We start from the raw sequence: 15,622 nt of genomic DNA on the forward strand, positions 1-15,622 counted from the left end.
GCTACCTCCGCTGCTTGGGGTCGAGGGCGTCGCGCAGGCCGTCGCCGATGAAATTGAACGCGAACATCAGCACGCAGATCGCGGCCGCCGGAATGAACAGCTGATACGGCGAGGAGCGCAGCGTCGCGAGCGCGTCGTTCGCCATCGTTCCGAGGCTCGCCATGGGCGGTGCAACACCGAGCCCGATGAAGCTCATAAACGCCTCGATGAAGATTGCCGAGGGAATGAGCATCGTCGCGGTCACGACGATCGACCCGGTAACGTGCGGAATGATGTGCTTGCCGAGAATCTTGGCGTTGCCCGTGCCGAGGGTGCGCGCGGCGTGCACGAACTCCTGCTCGCGCACGGTCAGCACCTGGCCTCTCACCACGCGCGCCATATCGACCCAATAGACGGTACTCAGCGCGATCACAATGCTCAAGAAGCCGCCGGAGTTCGCGAGCAGCACCTGAATGAGCACGACGTAGAGAATCAGCGGGATAGTGCTCACGATGTCGACGATGCGCATCATCACCGCGTCGACGTTGCCCGAGAAGTAGCCAGAGATGCCGCCGTAGGCGACGCCGATCAGCAGGTTCACCGCCATCGCGATGACCGCGATCGTCAGCGAGATGCGCATGCCGAACATGAGCCTGGTGAGAATGTCGCGGCCGAGGCCGTCGGTGCCGAGCACGTGCTCGCTGTTCCACATCTGCTGCGTGTTCGTGACGGGCTGGCCGTCGTAAAGAAAGCGCGCGGGCTTGGCCTTGTAGTCGAGCGTCAGGGTGTTCGAACCGAGCTCGAAGTTCACGCGCTTCTTCACCGGGTCTTCGACGCCGCCGTCGATCGCGCCAACGAGCCTTCCGTCTGCCGAGAGCTCAACGACCTTCAGGTTTTGGGTCGCGTAGAAGAACCGGCCGTCTGCCTCGCTCACCTTCATGGTGGGCGGCAGGTTGACGTAGGCGAGGTTCTGCCTGTCGTACGTGTGCGGCGACAGCATCGGCCCGAACACGGCGAGCAGCGTCATGAGCAGCACGACAATGACGCCGAAGACGGCGAGCGGCGTGCGCAGGAAGCTCGAGATCGTCGCGCGGGCGAACGACTGGCTCGGCCGCGACAGCGCCTCTTTGGAAATCGTGCCCTTGGGCAGCGGCGCCCACGGGTCGGTTGCGGTGACCACGGGGGCGGTTGCCGCTGGGTCGGTTGCCGCGGGGTCGGTGGATCGCGTCATGGGGTGCTGGTTCTCCGTCACTTGAGCCTGATCCTCGGGTCGATGAGGCTGTACAGGATGTCGATGAGGAACATCATCGTGATGAGAATCGCCGCGTAGAACACGGTGACGCCCATGATGGCCGTGTAGTCACGGTTGCTGATCGAGTTCACGAACTGCTGTCCGAGACCGGGGATCGCGAAGATCTTCTCGATGACAAACGAGCCGGTGATGAGGCCGGCGAGCGTCGGGCCGAGAATCGCGAGCACGGGAATGAGCGCGTTGCGCAGGGCGTGCTTCACGACGATAACGCTCGGCTTCAGCCCCTTCGCCTTCGCGGTGCGAATGTAGTCGCGGCCGAGCTCCTCGAGCAGGCTGGCGCGCACGAGCCGCGCGATGAAGGCGAGCGCGAAGCCCGCCCCGGCGATCACCGGCATAATGAACGCCTGCGGCGAGTCGAGGCCGAAGGCAGGCAGCACGCCGAGCTTCAGCGAGAACACGTACATCAGCAGCGTCGCGATCACGAACGAGGGCAGCGCGACACCGATTGTCGCAAGCACCATCGTGACGACGTCTTGCCACTTGCCGTTCTTCAGGGCGGCCATGATGCCCATTGGCAGCGCGATCGCGAGGGCGAACGCCATCGTCACGAGGCCGAGCTGCGCAGATACGGGAAAGCCGGCGGCGATGAGGTCGTTGACCTGCATGCCCTCGTACTTGAACGACGGGCCGAAATCGAGCCTGAAGAGGCCGAGCATGTAGTTGCCGTACTGCACGAGAATCGGGTCGTCGAGCCGGTACTTGTCGCGCAGCGCAGCCTCGACATCGGGCGGCAGGTTGCGGTCGGAGGTGAACGGGCCGCCCGGAATCGCATGCATCATAAAGAAGGTGATGGTCGCGATCACCAGCAGCGCGGCGAACATGAAAAGGACGCGCTTCACCACATATCGAGCCATTCGCACTTCCTCGGGCTTCTTACGGACAGAATGACGGTATCTTATGTCTACTACCCACTGTCAGTGCAAATCTGCCACTGAGGTGGAATATTATGTATTCAAAGAATGCTCATAATATTACAATTCGTCCCGCGCACGAATTCAAAGCCCCCGTCAAAGGAGACGAAGTGGAACTCGACGACATTCACCGCCAGATGATCGAACTGCTGCGCGCAGAGGGGCGAATCTCAATCAACGCGCTCGCCGAGCGCCTCGGCATCAGCCGCTCGAACGCCTACCAGCGGCTCGAGCGCCTCATCGACGCGGGCGTCATCACCGGCTTCGGCGCCCGCATCTCGCCACCAGCCGTCGGCCTCGGCATCGCGGCACTCGTGTTCGTGACGATCAAGCAGCGGCTCTGGGACGAGTTTCTCGAGGGGCTCAGACACATTCCCGAGCTCGAGTACTACGCGGTCACCACAGGCGAACACGATTGCATGCTGCTCGTGCGCTCCGCCGACGTCGCCGGCATTCACACGCTCGTCTCGTTCGAGCTCGCACAGTGGCAATCGATCGAGTCGACCGAGACCGTGTTTCTCATGGACGAAGACTGGTTCACCTCCGACATTCCGGCGGCCCGCAACACCGCCGAGACAGAGACCCCGGCCGTCGGGGTCACCCGCTTCGTGCGCAGCCGCGCCCACCCGCAGGCGAGCGCTGAGAAGCGACGCTAGCTGCTTCGGCCGCCCCGGCGGCGCTATGGGTGCTAGGGGCCTAGCCGGGCTACGCGCGCCCCGTGATCACGTCGGCGATGCGCGCGATCGGCGACGTCGTCTTCCTGCCGCGCAGCTCAGCCGCATCTGCGAGGCCGTATGCCGCGTAGAGACCGTGTGTCGCGACCCACCTGAGCGGCTCTGGCTCCCACTGGCGCACGCGGTGGTTCACCCACGGCAGCGTGGTGAGCTCTGAGTCTCGCTCGAGAATGAGATCGGTGATGGTGCGCCCGGCAAGGTTCGTGGCGGTGACGCCGGTGCCGACGTAGCCGCCGCCCCAGGCGATGCCGGTCTGCCGGTCGAGCCCCACCGTCGCCGCCCAGTCGCGCGGCACCCCGAGCACGCCAGACCAGGCGTGGTCGATGCGGGCGCCGCTCGTCGCCGGGAAGAACCTGTGCAAGATCTCGCTGAGCGTGCGCACCGTTGATGCCGCCGTCGTGCCGTCGGTGTCGGTGCGCGAGCCGAACCGGTAGGGCACGCCGCGGCCACCGATGGCGATGCGGTCGTCGGCGGTGCGCTGCGCGTACATGTAGACGTGCGCGAAATCGCCGAGCACCTCGCGCCCCTCCCAGCCGATCTCGCCCCACACGTCGGGAGCGAGCGGCTCGGTCGCAATCAGCGATGAGTTCATCGGCAGCCACAGCCGGTGCAGACTCTTAAAATTCGCGGTAAACCCCTCGGTCGCGCGAACAATGTAGTCGGCGGTGACGGTGCCGTGCGTGGTTTGCAGCTCGTGCGGGTGGATCTCGACGACGCGGGTGCGCTCGTAGATCGCGACGCCGAGCCGCTCGACGGCGCGCGCGAGCCCGGCGGCGAGCTTCGCCGGCTGGATCCTGGCGGCGTGCGGGTGCCACACCGCAGCACGGGTGCCGGCGATATTGATGCGCTCGCGCGCATGCTCGGCCTCGAGCAGCTCGAGGTCGGTGTGCCGCCAGCGCTGTTCGGAGGCTGCGAAGTCGCGGATCCGCCGCTCTTGCGCTGGCGTGTACGCAACGTTGAACTCGCCGCCCTGCACGGCGTCGGCGTCGATCCGCTCCCTGCGTGCGACGCTGAGCACCTCCGCGACCGTGTCATTCATCGCGCGCTGAAAGCGCTCTGCGGCGTCGCGGCCGTGCCTGGCGACGTACTGCTCGCGCCCGCCGGTGACCGAGTTCGTGAGCCACCCACCGTTGCGCCCCGAGGCGCCGAAGCCCGCGTGCCGCTCCTCGACGACGAGAATGCGTAGGCCGGGCTGCGCCTTCTTCAGGTAGTAGGCCGCCCACAGGCCGGTGTAGCCAGCGCCGACGATCGCGACGTCTGCGGAGAGGTTACCCGGCAGCTCTGGGCGCGGTTGCGGCTGCCCCAGCTGCTCCCACCAGTGCGATACCTGCCCGTTGATCATGCCCAATCCTTCGTCGCGTGCGCTCCCCGACAACGATACCCGCCGGCAACCGTCATTCAGCTTGCCGAGTACGATACCGGCCATTTCTCGCACACGGTGGTAGCTTGAACTGTCGAATAATACGAATCAACTGTGGAGGGCGCGATGGCACTCAATGAGCTCGAGGCTCTGCTTCAGCGCGCGCGCAATTGGGCGGCGCACGATATTGACCCGGTGACTCAGGCCGAGGCCGAGCGGTGGATCGCGCAGGCTTCGGCCGGTGATGAGCCCGCAGCTGCCGAGCTCGCGGAGGCCTTCGCGGGCCGCCTCGCCTTCGGCACCGCCGGGCTCCGCGGCCGACTGGGTGCCGGCCCGGCGCGCATGAACCGCGTCGTCGTCTCGCAGACCAGCGCCGGGTTCGCGGCGTTCCTGCTCGCCCGGGCGGCCCGCGGCGAGACCAGCTCTCCCCCCTCCGTCGTGATCGGCTACGACGCCCGCGTGAACTCCGATGTGTTCGCCCGCGACGCCGCAGAGATCATGGCCGGCGCCGGCGTGCGGGTGACGCTGCTGCCCGAGCACGGGCCGACCCCACTCGTCGCCTTCGCGGTGCGACACCTCGACGCCTCCGCCGGCATCATGGTCACGGCGAGCCACAACCCGCCGCGCGACAACGGCTACAAGGTCTACCTCGGCGATGCCGACGCTGGCTCGCAGATCGTGCCGCCAGACGACAGCGCCATCGCGGCCCTCATCGACATCGCGGCGACCGGGCCCGTGGCCGAGCTGCCGCGCAGCACCGAGTACGCGCTCGCCGGGCCCGACATCGCCGACACCTACGTCACGCGCACCGCGTCGTCGCTGCTCGCCGGCTTCCCGGTCACCCACGACGGCCGCACGCTGAACACCGAGGTGCCGCTGCGCATCGTGTACACCGCAATGCACGGCGTCGGCGCCGAGCTATCGAACCGCGTGCTGCTCGCGAGCGGCCTGCCGCTGCCGACCCCGGTGCCCGAGCAGCACGAGCCAGACGGCAACTTTCCGACCGTCGACTTTCCGAACCCCGAGGAGCCGGGCGCGCTCGATCTCGCGTTTCGCACCGCTCGGGAGATCGGCGCGGAGCTCATCATCGCGCACGACCCCGACGCCGATCGCCTCGCCGTCGCCCTGCCGCACCTCGACGAGGAGTCTGGCTACCGGCGACTCACCGGCAATGAGCTCGGGCTGCTGCTCGGCTGGCGCGCCGCCGAGCGGGCGATGCAAGACGCCGAGGAGCGCAAGGTGCCTCTCACCGGCACGCTCGCGTGCACGATCGTCTCGTCACCAGCCCTGAGCGCGGTCGCGAAAGACTACGGGCTCGACTACGCCGAAACCCTCTCGGGCTTCAAATGGGTCTCGCGGGTGCCGAACCTCGTGTTCGGGTTCGAGGAGGCCCTCGGCTACCTCACCCAGCCCCACGTCGTGCTCGACAAAGACGGCATCTCGGCCGGCGCCGACGCCATTGCCATGGCGCGCTGGGCCAAGGGCCGCGGCACCGACATCTGGGGCCTGCTCGAAGAGGCGACCGACCGGTTCGGGCACTTCGCGAGCAGCCAGATCACTCTGCGGCTCGACTCGATGGCCGCTGCTTCGGAGCTCGCGGCCAAGATTCGCACCGCTCCGCCGACCGCGTTTGGCGTGCGCGCCGTGCAATCGAGCGCCGACCTGCTCGAGCCCGGCCTCGCCGAGGTGCCCGCAAACGTGCTGCGCTACGACCTCGCAGACGGCTCGCGCGTGATGATTCGCCCGAGCGGCACCGAGCCCAAGCTGAAGCTCTACCTCGACACGTTCAGCGAGAAGGGCAAGGCCTCAAAGCGCCGCGCCGCCGCCGAGCGCGCGCTCAGGGAGCTTGAGAGCGACGTCACTGCATTCTTGGAGGGGCTGCAGGGGTAGTTGCTGGGGTGCTGGGTGCTGGGTGCTGGGTGCCGGGTGCTGGGTGCCGGGTGCTGGGTGCCGCGCCGGGCGCGCTGCGCTAGATCGGTGATCTGCACTCACACGGCCCGGGGCCGGCGCATCGGGGCTTGGGAGCGCAGATCTGCTGCGTTTCTGCAGCGCCCCGGCGCCCGGCAGCACCCGCCACCCGGCGCCCGGCAGCACCCGCCACCCGGCAGGCCTACAGCGCCTCGCGGTGCGCCTCGCGCAGCTCTTCCACGGCCCGGTCGAGGGCCGGGTCGTCGCCGCGTGCGAGGCCCGCGTACTGCAGCACGACGCCGTCGGCTGTCGGAATCGCCTTCACCCACAGCCTGCGCCGCGGCACAAACAGCGACCACAGCAGCCCGCCGAGCGACAGTAGCGCGAAGATGAGAATGCCGATCTGGAACGGGTTCTGCATCACGTCGAACGAGGCGTAGCGCGGCGCAGCCTCGAAGGTCACCGTGCCCAACCCGCGCGGCAGCTCGGCGGTGTCTCCCGGCCGTAGCTCGATCGAGGGCTTCTCAATGGCGCGGCCCGTGAGCTGCTCCATCTTGCCCGTCTCGAGCGAGTACACCGACTGCGGCACCCCGTCGTCGACGCCGAGGTCGCCCATGAACGCATCGAGCGTGAGCACGGGGTTCTCAAGGTCGGGGTAGTTCGAGGTGTAGGCACCCGACTCGAGCTCCGTCTGCGTCGGGTAGAAGAAGCCGCGCAGGCCTAGCTGGGCAGGCTCCCCCGTCTCATCGGTGAGCCCGTTGAGCACCTTCACCACGCCGAGCGAGGTGAGGTTTGGGTCGGCGCCCTGCGGAATGAACACGACAGACTCGTCGAAGACGACCTCGTCTGCCGCGTTTCGAATCACGATTTTCGGTGCGTAGCCGTTCGCGAGCAAATAGATCGGCGAGCCGTGCACCCGCAGCGGGTGGTTCACCCTGATCTCTTCCTTGCTCTCCTCGCCCGCGGGGCTCGTGAGCGTCATGCGAGCGATGAACTCGCGCACCTGACCGATGGAGTTGCGGCTCGCATCGGGGTCGTCTGGGGTGATGTAGTTCACCTCGAGGTCCTCGAGCCTCAGCGCGAACGGCTCGAGCGTGTCAGATTTGAACGCCCGGCCAGCGGTCGCCGAGTCGTAGTCGATGAGCTGGTTGACATAGCTCTCGCCCTCGTAGAGCACGCGCTGGCCGTTGAAGGTAAAAGCGCTGCCGAGCCCGACGCACACGAGCACGCCGAGCAGCGCGACGTGAAACAATAGGTTGCCCGTCTCGCGCAGGTACCCGCGCTCCGACGACACCGAAACCTCGGCGACGCCACGATGCGCTGCCTTCTGCACCTGCACGCGGTAGCGCTGCCGGCGCAGCATGGCCGCCGCAGACTCGACCGCAGCGTTCGCGAACGCGAGGCGCTCCTCCTCGGTCGCGTTTTCGTTCGTCACCCGAATCTCGGAGAAGCCCGCCATGCGGTTGAGCCGCGCCGGGGTCTTCGGGGGCTTGCCGCGCCAGGCCTGCCAGTGATGCTTGATGCGCGGCAGCACGCAGCCGATCAACGAGATGAACAGCAGCAGGTAGATCGCCGAGAACCACACCGAGCCGTAGACGTCGAAGGCCTGAATCGGGAACGCGTCGAGAATCTTGAACAGCGTCGGGTTGTCTTTTTCGTACTGGATGACGCCGTTGGGGTCGGCGCCGCGCTGCGGCACCAGCGAACCGGGGATCGCCGCCACGGCGAGCAACAGCAGCAGGATCAGCGCGACGCGCATGCTCGTGAGCTGCCGCCAGAACCACCGGAACCAGCCGGTGATGCCGAGCTCGGGGCTCGTGACCGGGGCCGGGAGGCCCGATCCGTCATCGTAATCAGAGGGGCGTGACATAGCCGCCAATCACCACCTGGAGTTCGCTCATGATGAGACCCCACAGCCCTGAGACCATGAGGATGCCGAGAATAATGAGAATCACGCCGCCGACGATGTTCACCGTGCGGATGTGGCGCTTGAAGAACGTCATCGTCTGCGTCATCCAGCCGAAGCCAAACGCCGCGAGCACAAACGGAATGCCGAGGCCGAGCGTGTACACGAGTGCGAGCAGCGCCGCGCGCCCCACCGAGCCCTGCTGCATCGCGAGCAGGCTGACGGTGCCAATCGTCGGGCCGAGGCACGGCGCCCACCCAATCGCGAACACGATGCCGAGAAACGGCGCGCCAGCGAGCCCAACCCGCGGGCTGAACTTCAACCGCGTGGTGCGCTGAAAGCGCGAGAACACTCCCATGAACACGAGGCCCATGACGATCACGACGACGCCCATAACGCGCAAGATGACGTCTTGCCAGTCGAGGTACCACTGGCTAGCGCCAATCGCGCCCGAGAGCGTGAGCAGCACCACGAACACGACGGCGAACCCAAGCACGAACAGCACGGAACCGAGCACCATGCGGTTGCGCTCGCGCTTGCCCGCGGCCTTCGGGTCGGCCGCGTTCGGGCTCGACGTGCCGGCGATGCCCGAGACATACGCTAGGTAGCCGGGAATGAGCGGCAGCACGCAGGGCGACAGGAACGAGACGAGACCCGCGGCGAGCGCGATTCCCATCGCAACGAGCAGCTGCCCGTCGGCGATGATCTCAGAGATCCCCATCAGTTCTTGCCCGCGGCGGGCTGCTCTTCGAGCGTCTCCGTGATGAGCGTGCGCAGCTGCGACGCACCGGCGAGCTGACCGACGACCGTGTGCGCGATGCGCCCCTCGGTGTCGAGAATCAACGTCGTCGGCACGGCGTTCAGCGGAATCTGCCCAGCGAAGGCGCGCTGCACCGAGCGGCCCCCCGGGTTGTCGAGAATCGACTCGTACTCAATGCCAAACTCCACGCCGAACTGCTGCGCCTGAGCGGCCTGGTCACGGGTATTCACCCCGACAAACTTCACGCCCTGCGGCGCGAATTCGTCATACGCCTCGACGAGATCAGGAGCCTCAGCGCGGCACGGCGGGCAGCCGGCGTACCAAAAGTTCACGACAGTAACGCTGCCGAGCGTGTCGGCCGAGCCGAGCTGATTGCCGAACTCTGTCTCGCCGCCAAACTCGACCGCGTCGCCGCGATCGCTCGCCGGGAACGAGGCCGATGAGCCGTCGCCGGCGACATACCCCTTGTCGCTCCCCTCTTGCCACTGCGAGGAGAGGGTGTCGCTTTCGTTCGTGCTGCAGCCGACAAGCCCGATGGCAATGGCGGCGGCAGCAGCGGTCACGGCTGCGATGCGGCGCGTCGTCATACTGCTCCTACGTCAGTCGCGTCGCCCATGAGCGACTTCGCGGGGTTGCGGTAGTCGACCTCGAACCAGCGGTTGCCGCGGCGCTCAAAGGTCGTGATGCTCGACAGATCGCAGCGCCTGGTCGCCGGGTTGTGAAACAGCGGCTTGCCCGCGATATCGAGGTGGGCCATCCAGATGGGTGACTGATGGGCGACCATCACGATGTCGCCGCCCTGCGTGTTGTCCCACGCGTCGTTCATTGCCTCGCGCACGCGCGCGGCAACCTGCCGGTACGGCTCCCCCCAACTCGGGCGGAAGGGATTCACAAATTTGTACCAGTAGCGCGGCTTCTTGAACGCCGCATCTGGCCCGGAGTTCACCTTGCCCTCGAAGAAGTTCGTCGGCTCGATGATGCGATCCTCCGTCTGAATCTCGAGCCCGAGCGCGCTCGCGATCGGGCGCGCAGACTGCTGGGCCCGCTCGAGCGGCGACGCGTACAGCGCGACGACCTTGCGGTCGCTGCCCGCGAGCTCGAGCGCGGCGGCCTCAGCCATCGCGTGACCGCGCTCGGAGAGGCGGAACCCGGGGATTCGGCCGTACAACACGAGATCGGGGTTATGAACCTCCCCGTGGCGCACCAAGTGCAAGAGTTTATCGCTCACACCCTTATTCTAGGCTTCGCCTGCCTGGGAGTTCGGTGGCTACTGCGCTAGCGCCGTGTGACCGAGAGCACGGTGAACGTCGCGTCGCGCGCGAGCTGCCGCACGGGGCCGATCGCCTGCTCGAGCAACGGCCGGTAGCCGAGGTGCGAATTGAAGACGATGCGCAGCTCGCCGCCGGGGCGCAGCACCCGCGCGCAATCGCGAATGAGCCGCTGGCCGACGCCGGCGTGCACCGTCGCACCCGTGTGAAAGGGCGGGTTGAGGAGCACGAGATCTGCCCAGCCGTCGGCGACCGCCTCGGCGCCGTCTGCGCGGTGGATCGCGACGCGCCCGGCGACACCGGCCGCGCCGGCCGTGAGCGCCGTTGACCGCACGGCCGCGTCAGACTGGTCGCTCGCAATCACCGCCGCTGAGGGAAGGGCGAGCGCCGCCGAGACGGCCAGCACGCCGCTGCCGCAACCAAGGTCGAAGATGTGTGTGCGCCCCGGCGATCCGCCCCACGCATCGCGGCCCTGACCGGCGGCGAAGGTGCTGAGCAGCAACCGGCTCCCGTGGTCGAGCTTCGTACCGCCGAACGTCGCCCCGAAAGCCGCGAGGCCGAACGGGAGCTCGCGGTCTGCGCCCCACTTCGGAAACGGCGGTTCTGCGCCGGCAAACTGCGGCGTCGGGCCGGCGGCCTGCACCACCCTCGACTTTCGCCAGCCGAGGCCGGCGGCGACCTCGCCAAAGTATTTCGCGAGCACCTCGTTCTGAGCCAGCGTCATGTGTTTGACCCGGCCAGCGGCGAACACCCGCACGTCGGGTGGGGCGAAGCGGGCAATCTTCCAGGCGATCTCTTCGAGCGCCTCAAGGCCGCGCGGCAGCTGCACGAGCACGGTCTCGGCCCCCGCGAGCAGCGTCTCGCCAAGCGGCTCGGCCGAGTAGCTGCCGGCGAGGTCGAGGCGGGCGGCGTTCTGCGCGAGCGCGCGCTCGGCGAGCAGCGGATCCTGATATGCGCGAACACCCGTCGCACCAAGCACGGCCGCCGCGCCGAGCGTCAGCGCGCCGTGCCGGTCGCCGACGGTGACGACAGTGCCCGGCTGGGCGCCGCGGATTCGCTCGGCGGCGGTCGTGAGCGCGAGCAGGTCGGCGGTGTCGTAAGCGCGCAGCTCAGCCGCATCGAAATCGGGTTCGCGGGTGAGCGTGCTGCAAAACTCCTCGAGCTCGGCTGCTATGGCTTCCACACCACGACCTCGGCGTTGCGGCGCACCCGGGTGCCCCGCCGCAGGGTCACCACCTCGCCGCCAGCGCCCGCGGCAAACACGCGCCTGTCGGGTCGCTTCAGCAGCTCGTCTGACAGCGCGCGCTCGAGCTCGTGCACCTGTTCTTCGAGCTCGCGCACCCGGTCTTCGAGCGTCAGCACGCGGCGAATGCCCTCGAGGCTCAGCCCCTCGGCCGACAGCCTGGCAACCTCGCGCAGCCGGTGCACGTCATACAGCGAATAGCGCCTGGTGTTGCCGCTGGTACGCTGCGGCACTACGAGCCCAATACGGTCGTACTGCCGCAGCGTCTGCGGGTGCATCTCGGCGAGTTCAGAGGCGGCAGCGATCGCAAACACCGGTGTGAACCTGTCCATCTGCACGTTTGCCATGACCCCTCCCCTACACCGTTCTCGTTTGTTGTCTGCTAACCGCGCGCCCTGGCGAACAGGTCGTCGCGCGGGTTCTCCTGCGGCTCGACCTGCTGAAACGCCTCGAGCGCCTCGCGCGCCGCGTCGCTCAGGTGGCTTGGCACCGCCACCTGCACCTCGGCGAGCAGGTCTCCCGTGCCCTTCGAGGTTTTCACGCCGCGGCCCTTCACGCGCAGCACCCGGCCGCTCGGCGTGCCTGGCTGCACCTTGAGCCGCACGGTGTCGCCACCGAGCGTCGGTACCTCAACGGTAGCGCCGAGCGCCGCCTCTGTGAAGGTCACAGGCAGCTTGAGCTTCAGGTTCAACCCGTCACGCTCAAACACCGGGTGCTTACGCACCGTGACGGTGAGCATGAGGTCACCGGCAGGGGTGCCTGCCTGGCCGGGCTCGCCCTTGCCCCTGATGCGAATCTTCTGGCCGTTCGAGACGCCGGCAGGGATCTTCACCTTGACGTTGCCGTTCGAGGTCTGCAGCGTGACGGTATCGCCACTCACCGCAGTCTCGAAGTCGATCGTCGTGGTTGCGTTCACGTCGCGACCCTTTTGCGGGCCGCGCTGGGCCCCGCCGCCGAACATGTTGAAGATGTCGTCGTAGCCGCCCTGCTGGAACGTGTACTGCGTGTTCCTGCCGCCGTGGCCGCCGCCGAACATGCCGCCGAAGACGTCTTCGAAGCCCTGGCCGCCCTGGCCGCCCGAGGTGAACCTCGCGCCGCCTGCGCCCATCGCTCGAATCTGGTCGTACTCCGAGCGCTGCTCCCTATCGGAGAGCACCGAATAGGCCTCGCTGATCTCCTTGAACTTCGCCTCGGCCGCCGCATCATTCGGGTTCGAATCCGGGTGATACTTGCGCGCGAGCTTGCGGTAGACCTTCTTCAGTTCGGCATCGTCGACGTCTTTGGAGATGCCGAGCGTGCGGTAGAAATCTTTATCTAACCAGTCTTGACTAGCCATCAGCTCCCACCGCCACCGCTACCTTGGCGGGGCGCAGCTCAACATCTCCGATGCGATAGCCCCGCTCGACTACGTCAAGCACAGTGTGCTGCTCGGTGCCGGGAACCGGTACCTGAGCAATTGCCTCGTGCACCTGCGGGTCAAAAGGCTCGCCCTTCTCGCCGAAGCTCTCGACGCCGAGCCGTTCGAGGCTCGCGCGAAGCTTCTGCGCGATAGTTGCGAATGCGCTGCCCTCTTCGAGGTCACCGTGCTGCTCGGCACGGTCGAGGTCGTCAAGTACCGACAGCAACTGCACGACGACCGAAGCCTTCGCGCGCTGCTTATCGAGCTCGACGTTCGCCTCGGTGCGCTTGCGGTAGTTCGCATACTCGGCGGTGAGGCGGCGAAGATCCTCCAGGTAGGGGTTCTCTTCGCCTGCTTCAGCTGCTGCCTCGGCTGCGGCGGCGTCTGCCCCCGCGGCGGCCTCGGTCTGCGCCGCGCCCAGAATGTCGTCTACCGTCAGGTCGTCGCCTTCCGGCCCGGAAGCGGAGGGGGTTCCCTCCGCCCCGGGGGCCGACGAAGCATCGGCCTGCGATGCTTCGTCAGCCTGGCCCGCCGGAACATCGCCCAACGGCTGGTCGTCGCCCAGATGTTCCTCGTTCGCCATGGTTACTTCTGCTCCTCGGTTGCGCCGTTCTCGTCGTCTTCAACGACCTCTGCGTCGACCACGTCGTCATCGTTTGACTCCGCGTTCTCTGCCCCGGCCTCGGGTGTTTCCTGCGACTGCGCGTAGATCGCCTCGCCGAGCTTCTGCTGGCTCGCGCTCAGCTTGTCGAACGCGGTCTTCACCGCATCGTCGTCCTCGCCGGCGAGCGCGGTCTTGAGCGCGTCGAGGTCGCCCTGCACCTCGGTCTTGACATCCTCAGGGAGCTTGTCTTCGTTCTCCGAGATGAGCTTCTCGACCGAGTACGCGAGCTGCTCAGCGTTGTTGCGCTGCTCAGCTGCCTCGCGACGCTTCTTGTCGTCGGCCGCGTGCTCTTCAGCCTCGCGCACCATGCGCTCGATGTCGTCCTTCGAGAGCGTCGAGCCACCCGAGATGGTGATCGTCTGCTCGGTGCCGGTGCCCTTGTCCTTTGCCGACACCTGCACGATGCCGTTGGCGTCGATGTCGAAGGTGACCTCGACCTGGGGCACGCCGCGCGGCGCCGGTGCGATGCCGGTCAGCTCGAACGTTCCGAGGTTCTTGTTGTCGCGGGTGAACTCGCGCTCGCCCTGGAAGACCTGAATCGCAACCGAAGGCTGGTTGTCTTCGGCCGTGGTGAACGTTTCAGAGCGCTTCGTCGGGATAGCCGTGTTGCGCTCGATGAGCTTCGTCATGATGCCACCCTTGGTCTCGATACCGAGCGACAGCGGGGTGACGTCGATGAGCAGAACGTCCTTGCGCTCGCCCTTCAGCACGCCAGCCTGGAGGGCTGCACCAACGGCGACAACCTCATCGGGGTTCACGCCCTTGTTCGGCTCGCGACCACCGGTGAGCTGCTTCACGAGCTCGGTGACTGCGGGCATGCGGGTCGAGCCACCAACGAGCACAACGTGCGCGATGTCGCCGACCTTCACGCCGGCTTCCTTGATGACATCCTCGAACGGCTTGCGGGTGCGCTCGAGCAGATCTTTCGTGAGCTCCTCGAACTTCGCGCGGGTGAGCGTCTCGTCGAGGTTCGCCGGGCCGTTCTCGGTGAGCGAGAGGTAGGGCAGCTGAATCTGGGTGCTCATCGAGTTCGAGAGCTCCTTCTTCGCCTGCTCAGCGGCCTCCTTCAGGCGCTGGAGTGCAATCTTGTCTTTCGAGACGTCGACGCCGGTCGAGTTCTTGAACTGCTCGCTCAGCCACTTCACGACGCGCTCATCCCAGTCGTCGCCGCCGAGCCGGTTGTCGCCCGAGGTCGAACGAACCTGAATGGTCGAGAAGTCTTCGTCCTTGCCCACCTCGAGGAGGGAGACGTCGAAGGTACCGCCACCGAGGTCGAAGACGAGGATGAGCTCGTCTTCCTTACCCTTGTCGAGGCCGTAAGCAAGCGCTGCGGCGGTGGGCTCGTTGATGATGCGGAGCACGTTGAGGCCAGCGATCTCGCCGGCCTCCTTCGTGGCCTGACGCTCGGCGTCGTTGAAGTACGCGGGCACGGTGATGACCGCGTCGGTGACCTTGTCGCCGAGATAGGTCTCTGCGTCGCGCTTCAGCTTCATGAGCGTGCGCGCGCTGATCTCTTGCGCGGTGTACTTCTTGCCGTCGATGTCATCGCTCTTCCAGTCGGTGCCCATGTGGCGCTTGACCGAAGCGAGGGTGCGGTCGACGTTCGTGACGGCCTGGCGCTTTGCGGTCTCGCCGACGAGCACCTCGCCATCTTTCGTGAACGCGACGATCGACGGGGTGGTGCGGAAGCCTTCGGCGTTCGCGATGACGGTGGGCTCGCCACCCTCGAGAACGGCGACGACCGAGTTGGTGGTGCCGAGGTCAATACCTACTGCACGTGACATATGTTCTCCTTGCGTTGTACGGGACCGGCGGCTCGCGCCGGTGGTTCTCGCGGCCCTACTTTCTTGCCCTGCGGCAAGTTGAGCCTTCTGCGCTCAAGTTTAGCGGAGTCGGAGTGGGAGTCAAGCTCGGTGCGGCAAACTTGAGCCGAGTTCACTCAACTCTCAGGTTTCGTTCATCTGGGGTTGGGGCTGGGGCGGGGGGCGGGCTGGGGCTGGGGCTGGTTGAGCGCTGGGGCTGCGCCCAGGGGCCTGAGCCGGAGCCCGCGCCGAACCCTGCGCCCGCACCGAACCCTGAGCCCGCACCGAACCCTGCGCCCGCACCGAACCCTGCACTTGCCTCCGAGCCGGGTACAAGTTTCGGGAGGTAAGTAGCTGCTCTCGGAGGGAAGTGCAG

Annotated in this window: 14 protein-coding genes; 2 read left to right on the forward strand and 12 right to left on the reverse strand. The window is 66.8% G+C overall.

Annotated elements, in window-relative coordinates:
- Position 1: 1 nt before the first annotated feature.
- Both ABD115_RS07740 and ABD115_RS07745 read right to left on the reverse strand, forming a co-directional pair.
- A complete protein-coding gene (locus ABD115_RS07740) occupies positions 2 to 1,231 on the reverse strand; it encodes an ABC transporter permease (RefSeq protein ID WP_343959940.1) in 1,230 nt (409 codons plus the stop codon).
- Positions 1,228 to 2,145 (reverse strand): ABC transporter permease, encoded by a 918-nt coding sequence (locus ABD115_RS07745; protein ID WP_343959942.1) that lies wholly within the window; start codon positions 2,143 to 2,145, stop codon positions 1,228 to 1,230. The genes ABD115_RS07740 and ABD115_RS07745 overlap by 4 nt, the downstream gene beginning before the upstream one ends.
- A gap of 167 nt (positions 2,146 to 2,312) precedes the next feature.
- On the opposite strand from ABD115_RS07745, the gene ABD115_RS07750 reads away from it, so the two are divergent.
- On the forward strand, positions 2,313 to 2,858 hold the full coding sequence (locus ABD115_RS07750; RefSeq protein WP_343959945.1) for an Lrp/AsnC family transcriptional regulator: 546 nt from the start codon (positions 2,313 to 2,315) through the stop codon (positions 2,856 to 2,858).
- 49 nt (positions 2,859 to 2,907) lie between these two features.
- Here the strand turns inward: ABD115_RS07750 and ABD115_RS07755 are convergent, their stop codons facing one another.
- On the reverse strand, positions 2,908 to 4,278 hold the full coding sequence (locus ABD115_RS07755) for an NAD(P)/FAD-dependent oxidoreductase (RefSeq protein ID WP_343959948.1): 1,371 nt from the start codon (positions 4,276 to 4,278) through the stop codon (positions 2,908 to 2,910).
- A 144-nt stretch (positions 4,279 to 4,422) separates the two neighbouring features.
- Between ABD115_RS07755 and ABD115_RS07760 the strand changes: the two genes are divergently transcribed.
- Positions 4,423 to 6,186: a phospho-sugar mutase gene (locus ABD115_RS07760; RefSeq protein WP_343959950.1), complete on the forward strand. Its 1,764-nt coding sequence runs from the start codon at positions 4,423 to 4,425 to the stop codon at positions 6,184 to 6,186.
- A 220-nt stretch (positions 6,187 to 6,406) separates the two neighbouring features.
- On the opposite strand, the gene resB is transcribed toward ABD115_RS07760, so the two are convergent.
- The 9 genes from resB to dnaK are packed head-to-tail and all read right to left on the reverse strand — an operon-like array spanning position 6,407 to position 15,228.
- Positions 6,407 to 8,074, reverse strand: a complete 1,668-nt coding sequence (gene resB / locus ABD115_RS07765; protein WP_343959952.1) for a cytochrome c biogenesis protein ResB — start codon at positions 8,072 to 8,074, stop codon at positions 6,407 to 6,409.
- On the reverse strand, positions 8,058 to 8,831 hold the full coding sequence (locus ABD115_RS07770; RefSeq protein WP_343959954.1) for a cytochrome c biogenesis CcdA family protein: 774 nt from the start codon (positions 8,829 to 8,831) through the stop codon (positions 8,058 to 8,060). The genes resB and ABD115_RS07770 overlap by 17 nt, the downstream gene beginning before the upstream one ends.
- A complete protein-coding gene (locus tag ABD115_RS07775; RefSeq protein ID WP_343959956.1) occupies positions 8,831 to 9,457 on the reverse strand; it encodes a TlpA family protein disulfide reductase in 627 nt (208 codons plus the stop codon). The genes ABD115_RS07770 and ABD115_RS07775 overlap by 1 nt, the downstream gene beginning before the upstream one ends.
- Positions 9,454 to 10,098, reverse strand: coding sequence for a histidine phosphatase family protein (locus ABD115_RS07780; RefSeq protein WP_343959958.1), 645 nt, complete (start codon positions 10,096 to 10,098; stop codon positions 9,454 to 9,456). Before ABD115_RS07780 ends, ABD115_RS07775 begins: the two co-directional genes overlap by 4 nt.
- Before the next feature lie 47 nt (positions 10,099 to 10,145).
- Positions 10,146 to 11,321 carry a class I SAM-dependent methyltransferase gene (locus ABD115_RS07785; RefSeq protein ID WP_343959960.1) on the reverse strand — a complete coding sequence of 392 codons (1,176 nt, stop codon included), beginning with the start codon at positions 11,319 to 11,321 and terminating at the stop codon, positions 10,146 to 10,148.
- Positions 11,309 to 11,728, reverse strand: a complete 420-nt coding sequence (locus ABD115_RS07790) for a heat shock protein transcriptional repressor HspR (RefSeq protein ID WP_343959962.1) — start codon at positions 11,726 to 11,728, stop codon at positions 11,309 to 11,311. The genes ABD115_RS07785 and ABD115_RS07790 overlap by 13 nt, the downstream gene beginning before the upstream one ends.
- A 35-nt stretch (positions 11,729 to 11,763) precedes the next feature.
- Positions 11,764 to 12,717, reverse strand: a complete 954-nt coding sequence (locus tag ABD115_RS07795; RefSeq protein ID WP_343959964.1) for a DnaJ C-terminal domain-containing protein — start codon at positions 12,715 to 12,717, stop codon at positions 11,764 to 11,766.
- Positions 12,710 to 13,363 carry a nucleotide exchange factor GrpE gene (locus ABD115_RS07800; RefSeq protein ID WP_343959965.1) on the reverse strand — a complete coding sequence of 218 codons (654 nt, stop codon included), beginning with the start codon at positions 13,361 to 13,363 and terminating at the stop codon, positions 12,710 to 12,712. The genes ABD115_RS07795 and ABD115_RS07800 overlap by 8 nt, the downstream gene beginning before the upstream one ends.
- A gap of 2 nt (positions 13,364 to 13,365) precedes the next feature.
- Positions 13,366 to 15,228, reverse strand: coding sequence for a molecular chaperone DnaK (gene dnaK / locus ABD115_RS07805; RefSeq protein WP_343959968.1), 1,863 nt, complete (start codon positions 15,226 to 15,228; stop codon positions 13,366 to 13,368).
- Between the last annotated feature and the right edge of the window lie 394 nt (positions 15,229 to 15,622).

The organism is Leucobacter albus (genome assembly GCF_039528015.1).
Taxonomy (GTDB): Bacteria; Actinomycetota; Actinomycetes; order Actinomycetales; family Microbacteriaceae; genus Leucobacter; species Leucobacter albus.

Excerpts from the sequence above, each read along its gene's own strand:
- ABD115_RS07790 (WP_343959962.1), bottom strand. The coding sequence starts at position 11,728 with ATGGCAAACGTGCAGATGGACAGGTTCACACCGGTGTTTGCGATCGCT.
- ABD115_RS07770 (WP_343959954.1), bottom strand. The coding sequence starts at position 8,831 with ATGGGGATCTCTGAGATCATCGCCGACGGGCAGCTGCTCGTTGCGATG.
- ABD115_RS07800 (WP_343959965.1), bottom strand. The coding sequence starts at position 13,363 with ATGGCGAACGAGGAACATCTGGGCGACGACCAGCCGTTGGGCGATGTT.
- ABD115_RS07795 (WP_343959964.1), bottom strand. The coding sequence starts at position 12,717 with ATGGCTAGTCAAGACTGGTTAGATAAAGATTTCTACCGCACGCTCGGC.
- ABD115_RS07745 (WP_343959942.1), bottom strand. The coding sequence starts at position 2,145 with ATGGCTCGATATGTGGTGAAGCGCGTCCTTTTCATGTTCGCCGCGCTG.
- ABD115_RS07760 (WP_343959950.1), top strand. The coding sequence starts at position 4,423 with ATGGCACTCAATGAGCTCGAGGCTCTGCTTCAGCGCGCGCGCAATTGG.
- ABD115_RS07755 (WP_343959948.1), bottom strand. The coding sequence starts at position 4,278 with ATGATCAACGGGCAGGTATCGCACTGGTGGGAGCAGCTGGGGCAGCCG.
- resB (WP_343959952.1), bottom strand. The coding sequence starts at position 8,074 with ATGTCACGCCCCTCTGATTACGATGACGGATCGGGCCTCCCGGCCCCG.
- dnaK (WP_343959968.1), bottom strand. The coding sequence starts at position 15,228 with ATGTCACGTGCAGTAGGTATTGACCTCGGCACCACCAACTCGGTCGTC.
- ABD115_RS07775 (WP_343959956.1), bottom strand. The coding sequence starts at position 9,457 with ATGACGACGCGCCGCATCGCAGCCGTGACCGCTGCTGCCGCCGCCATT.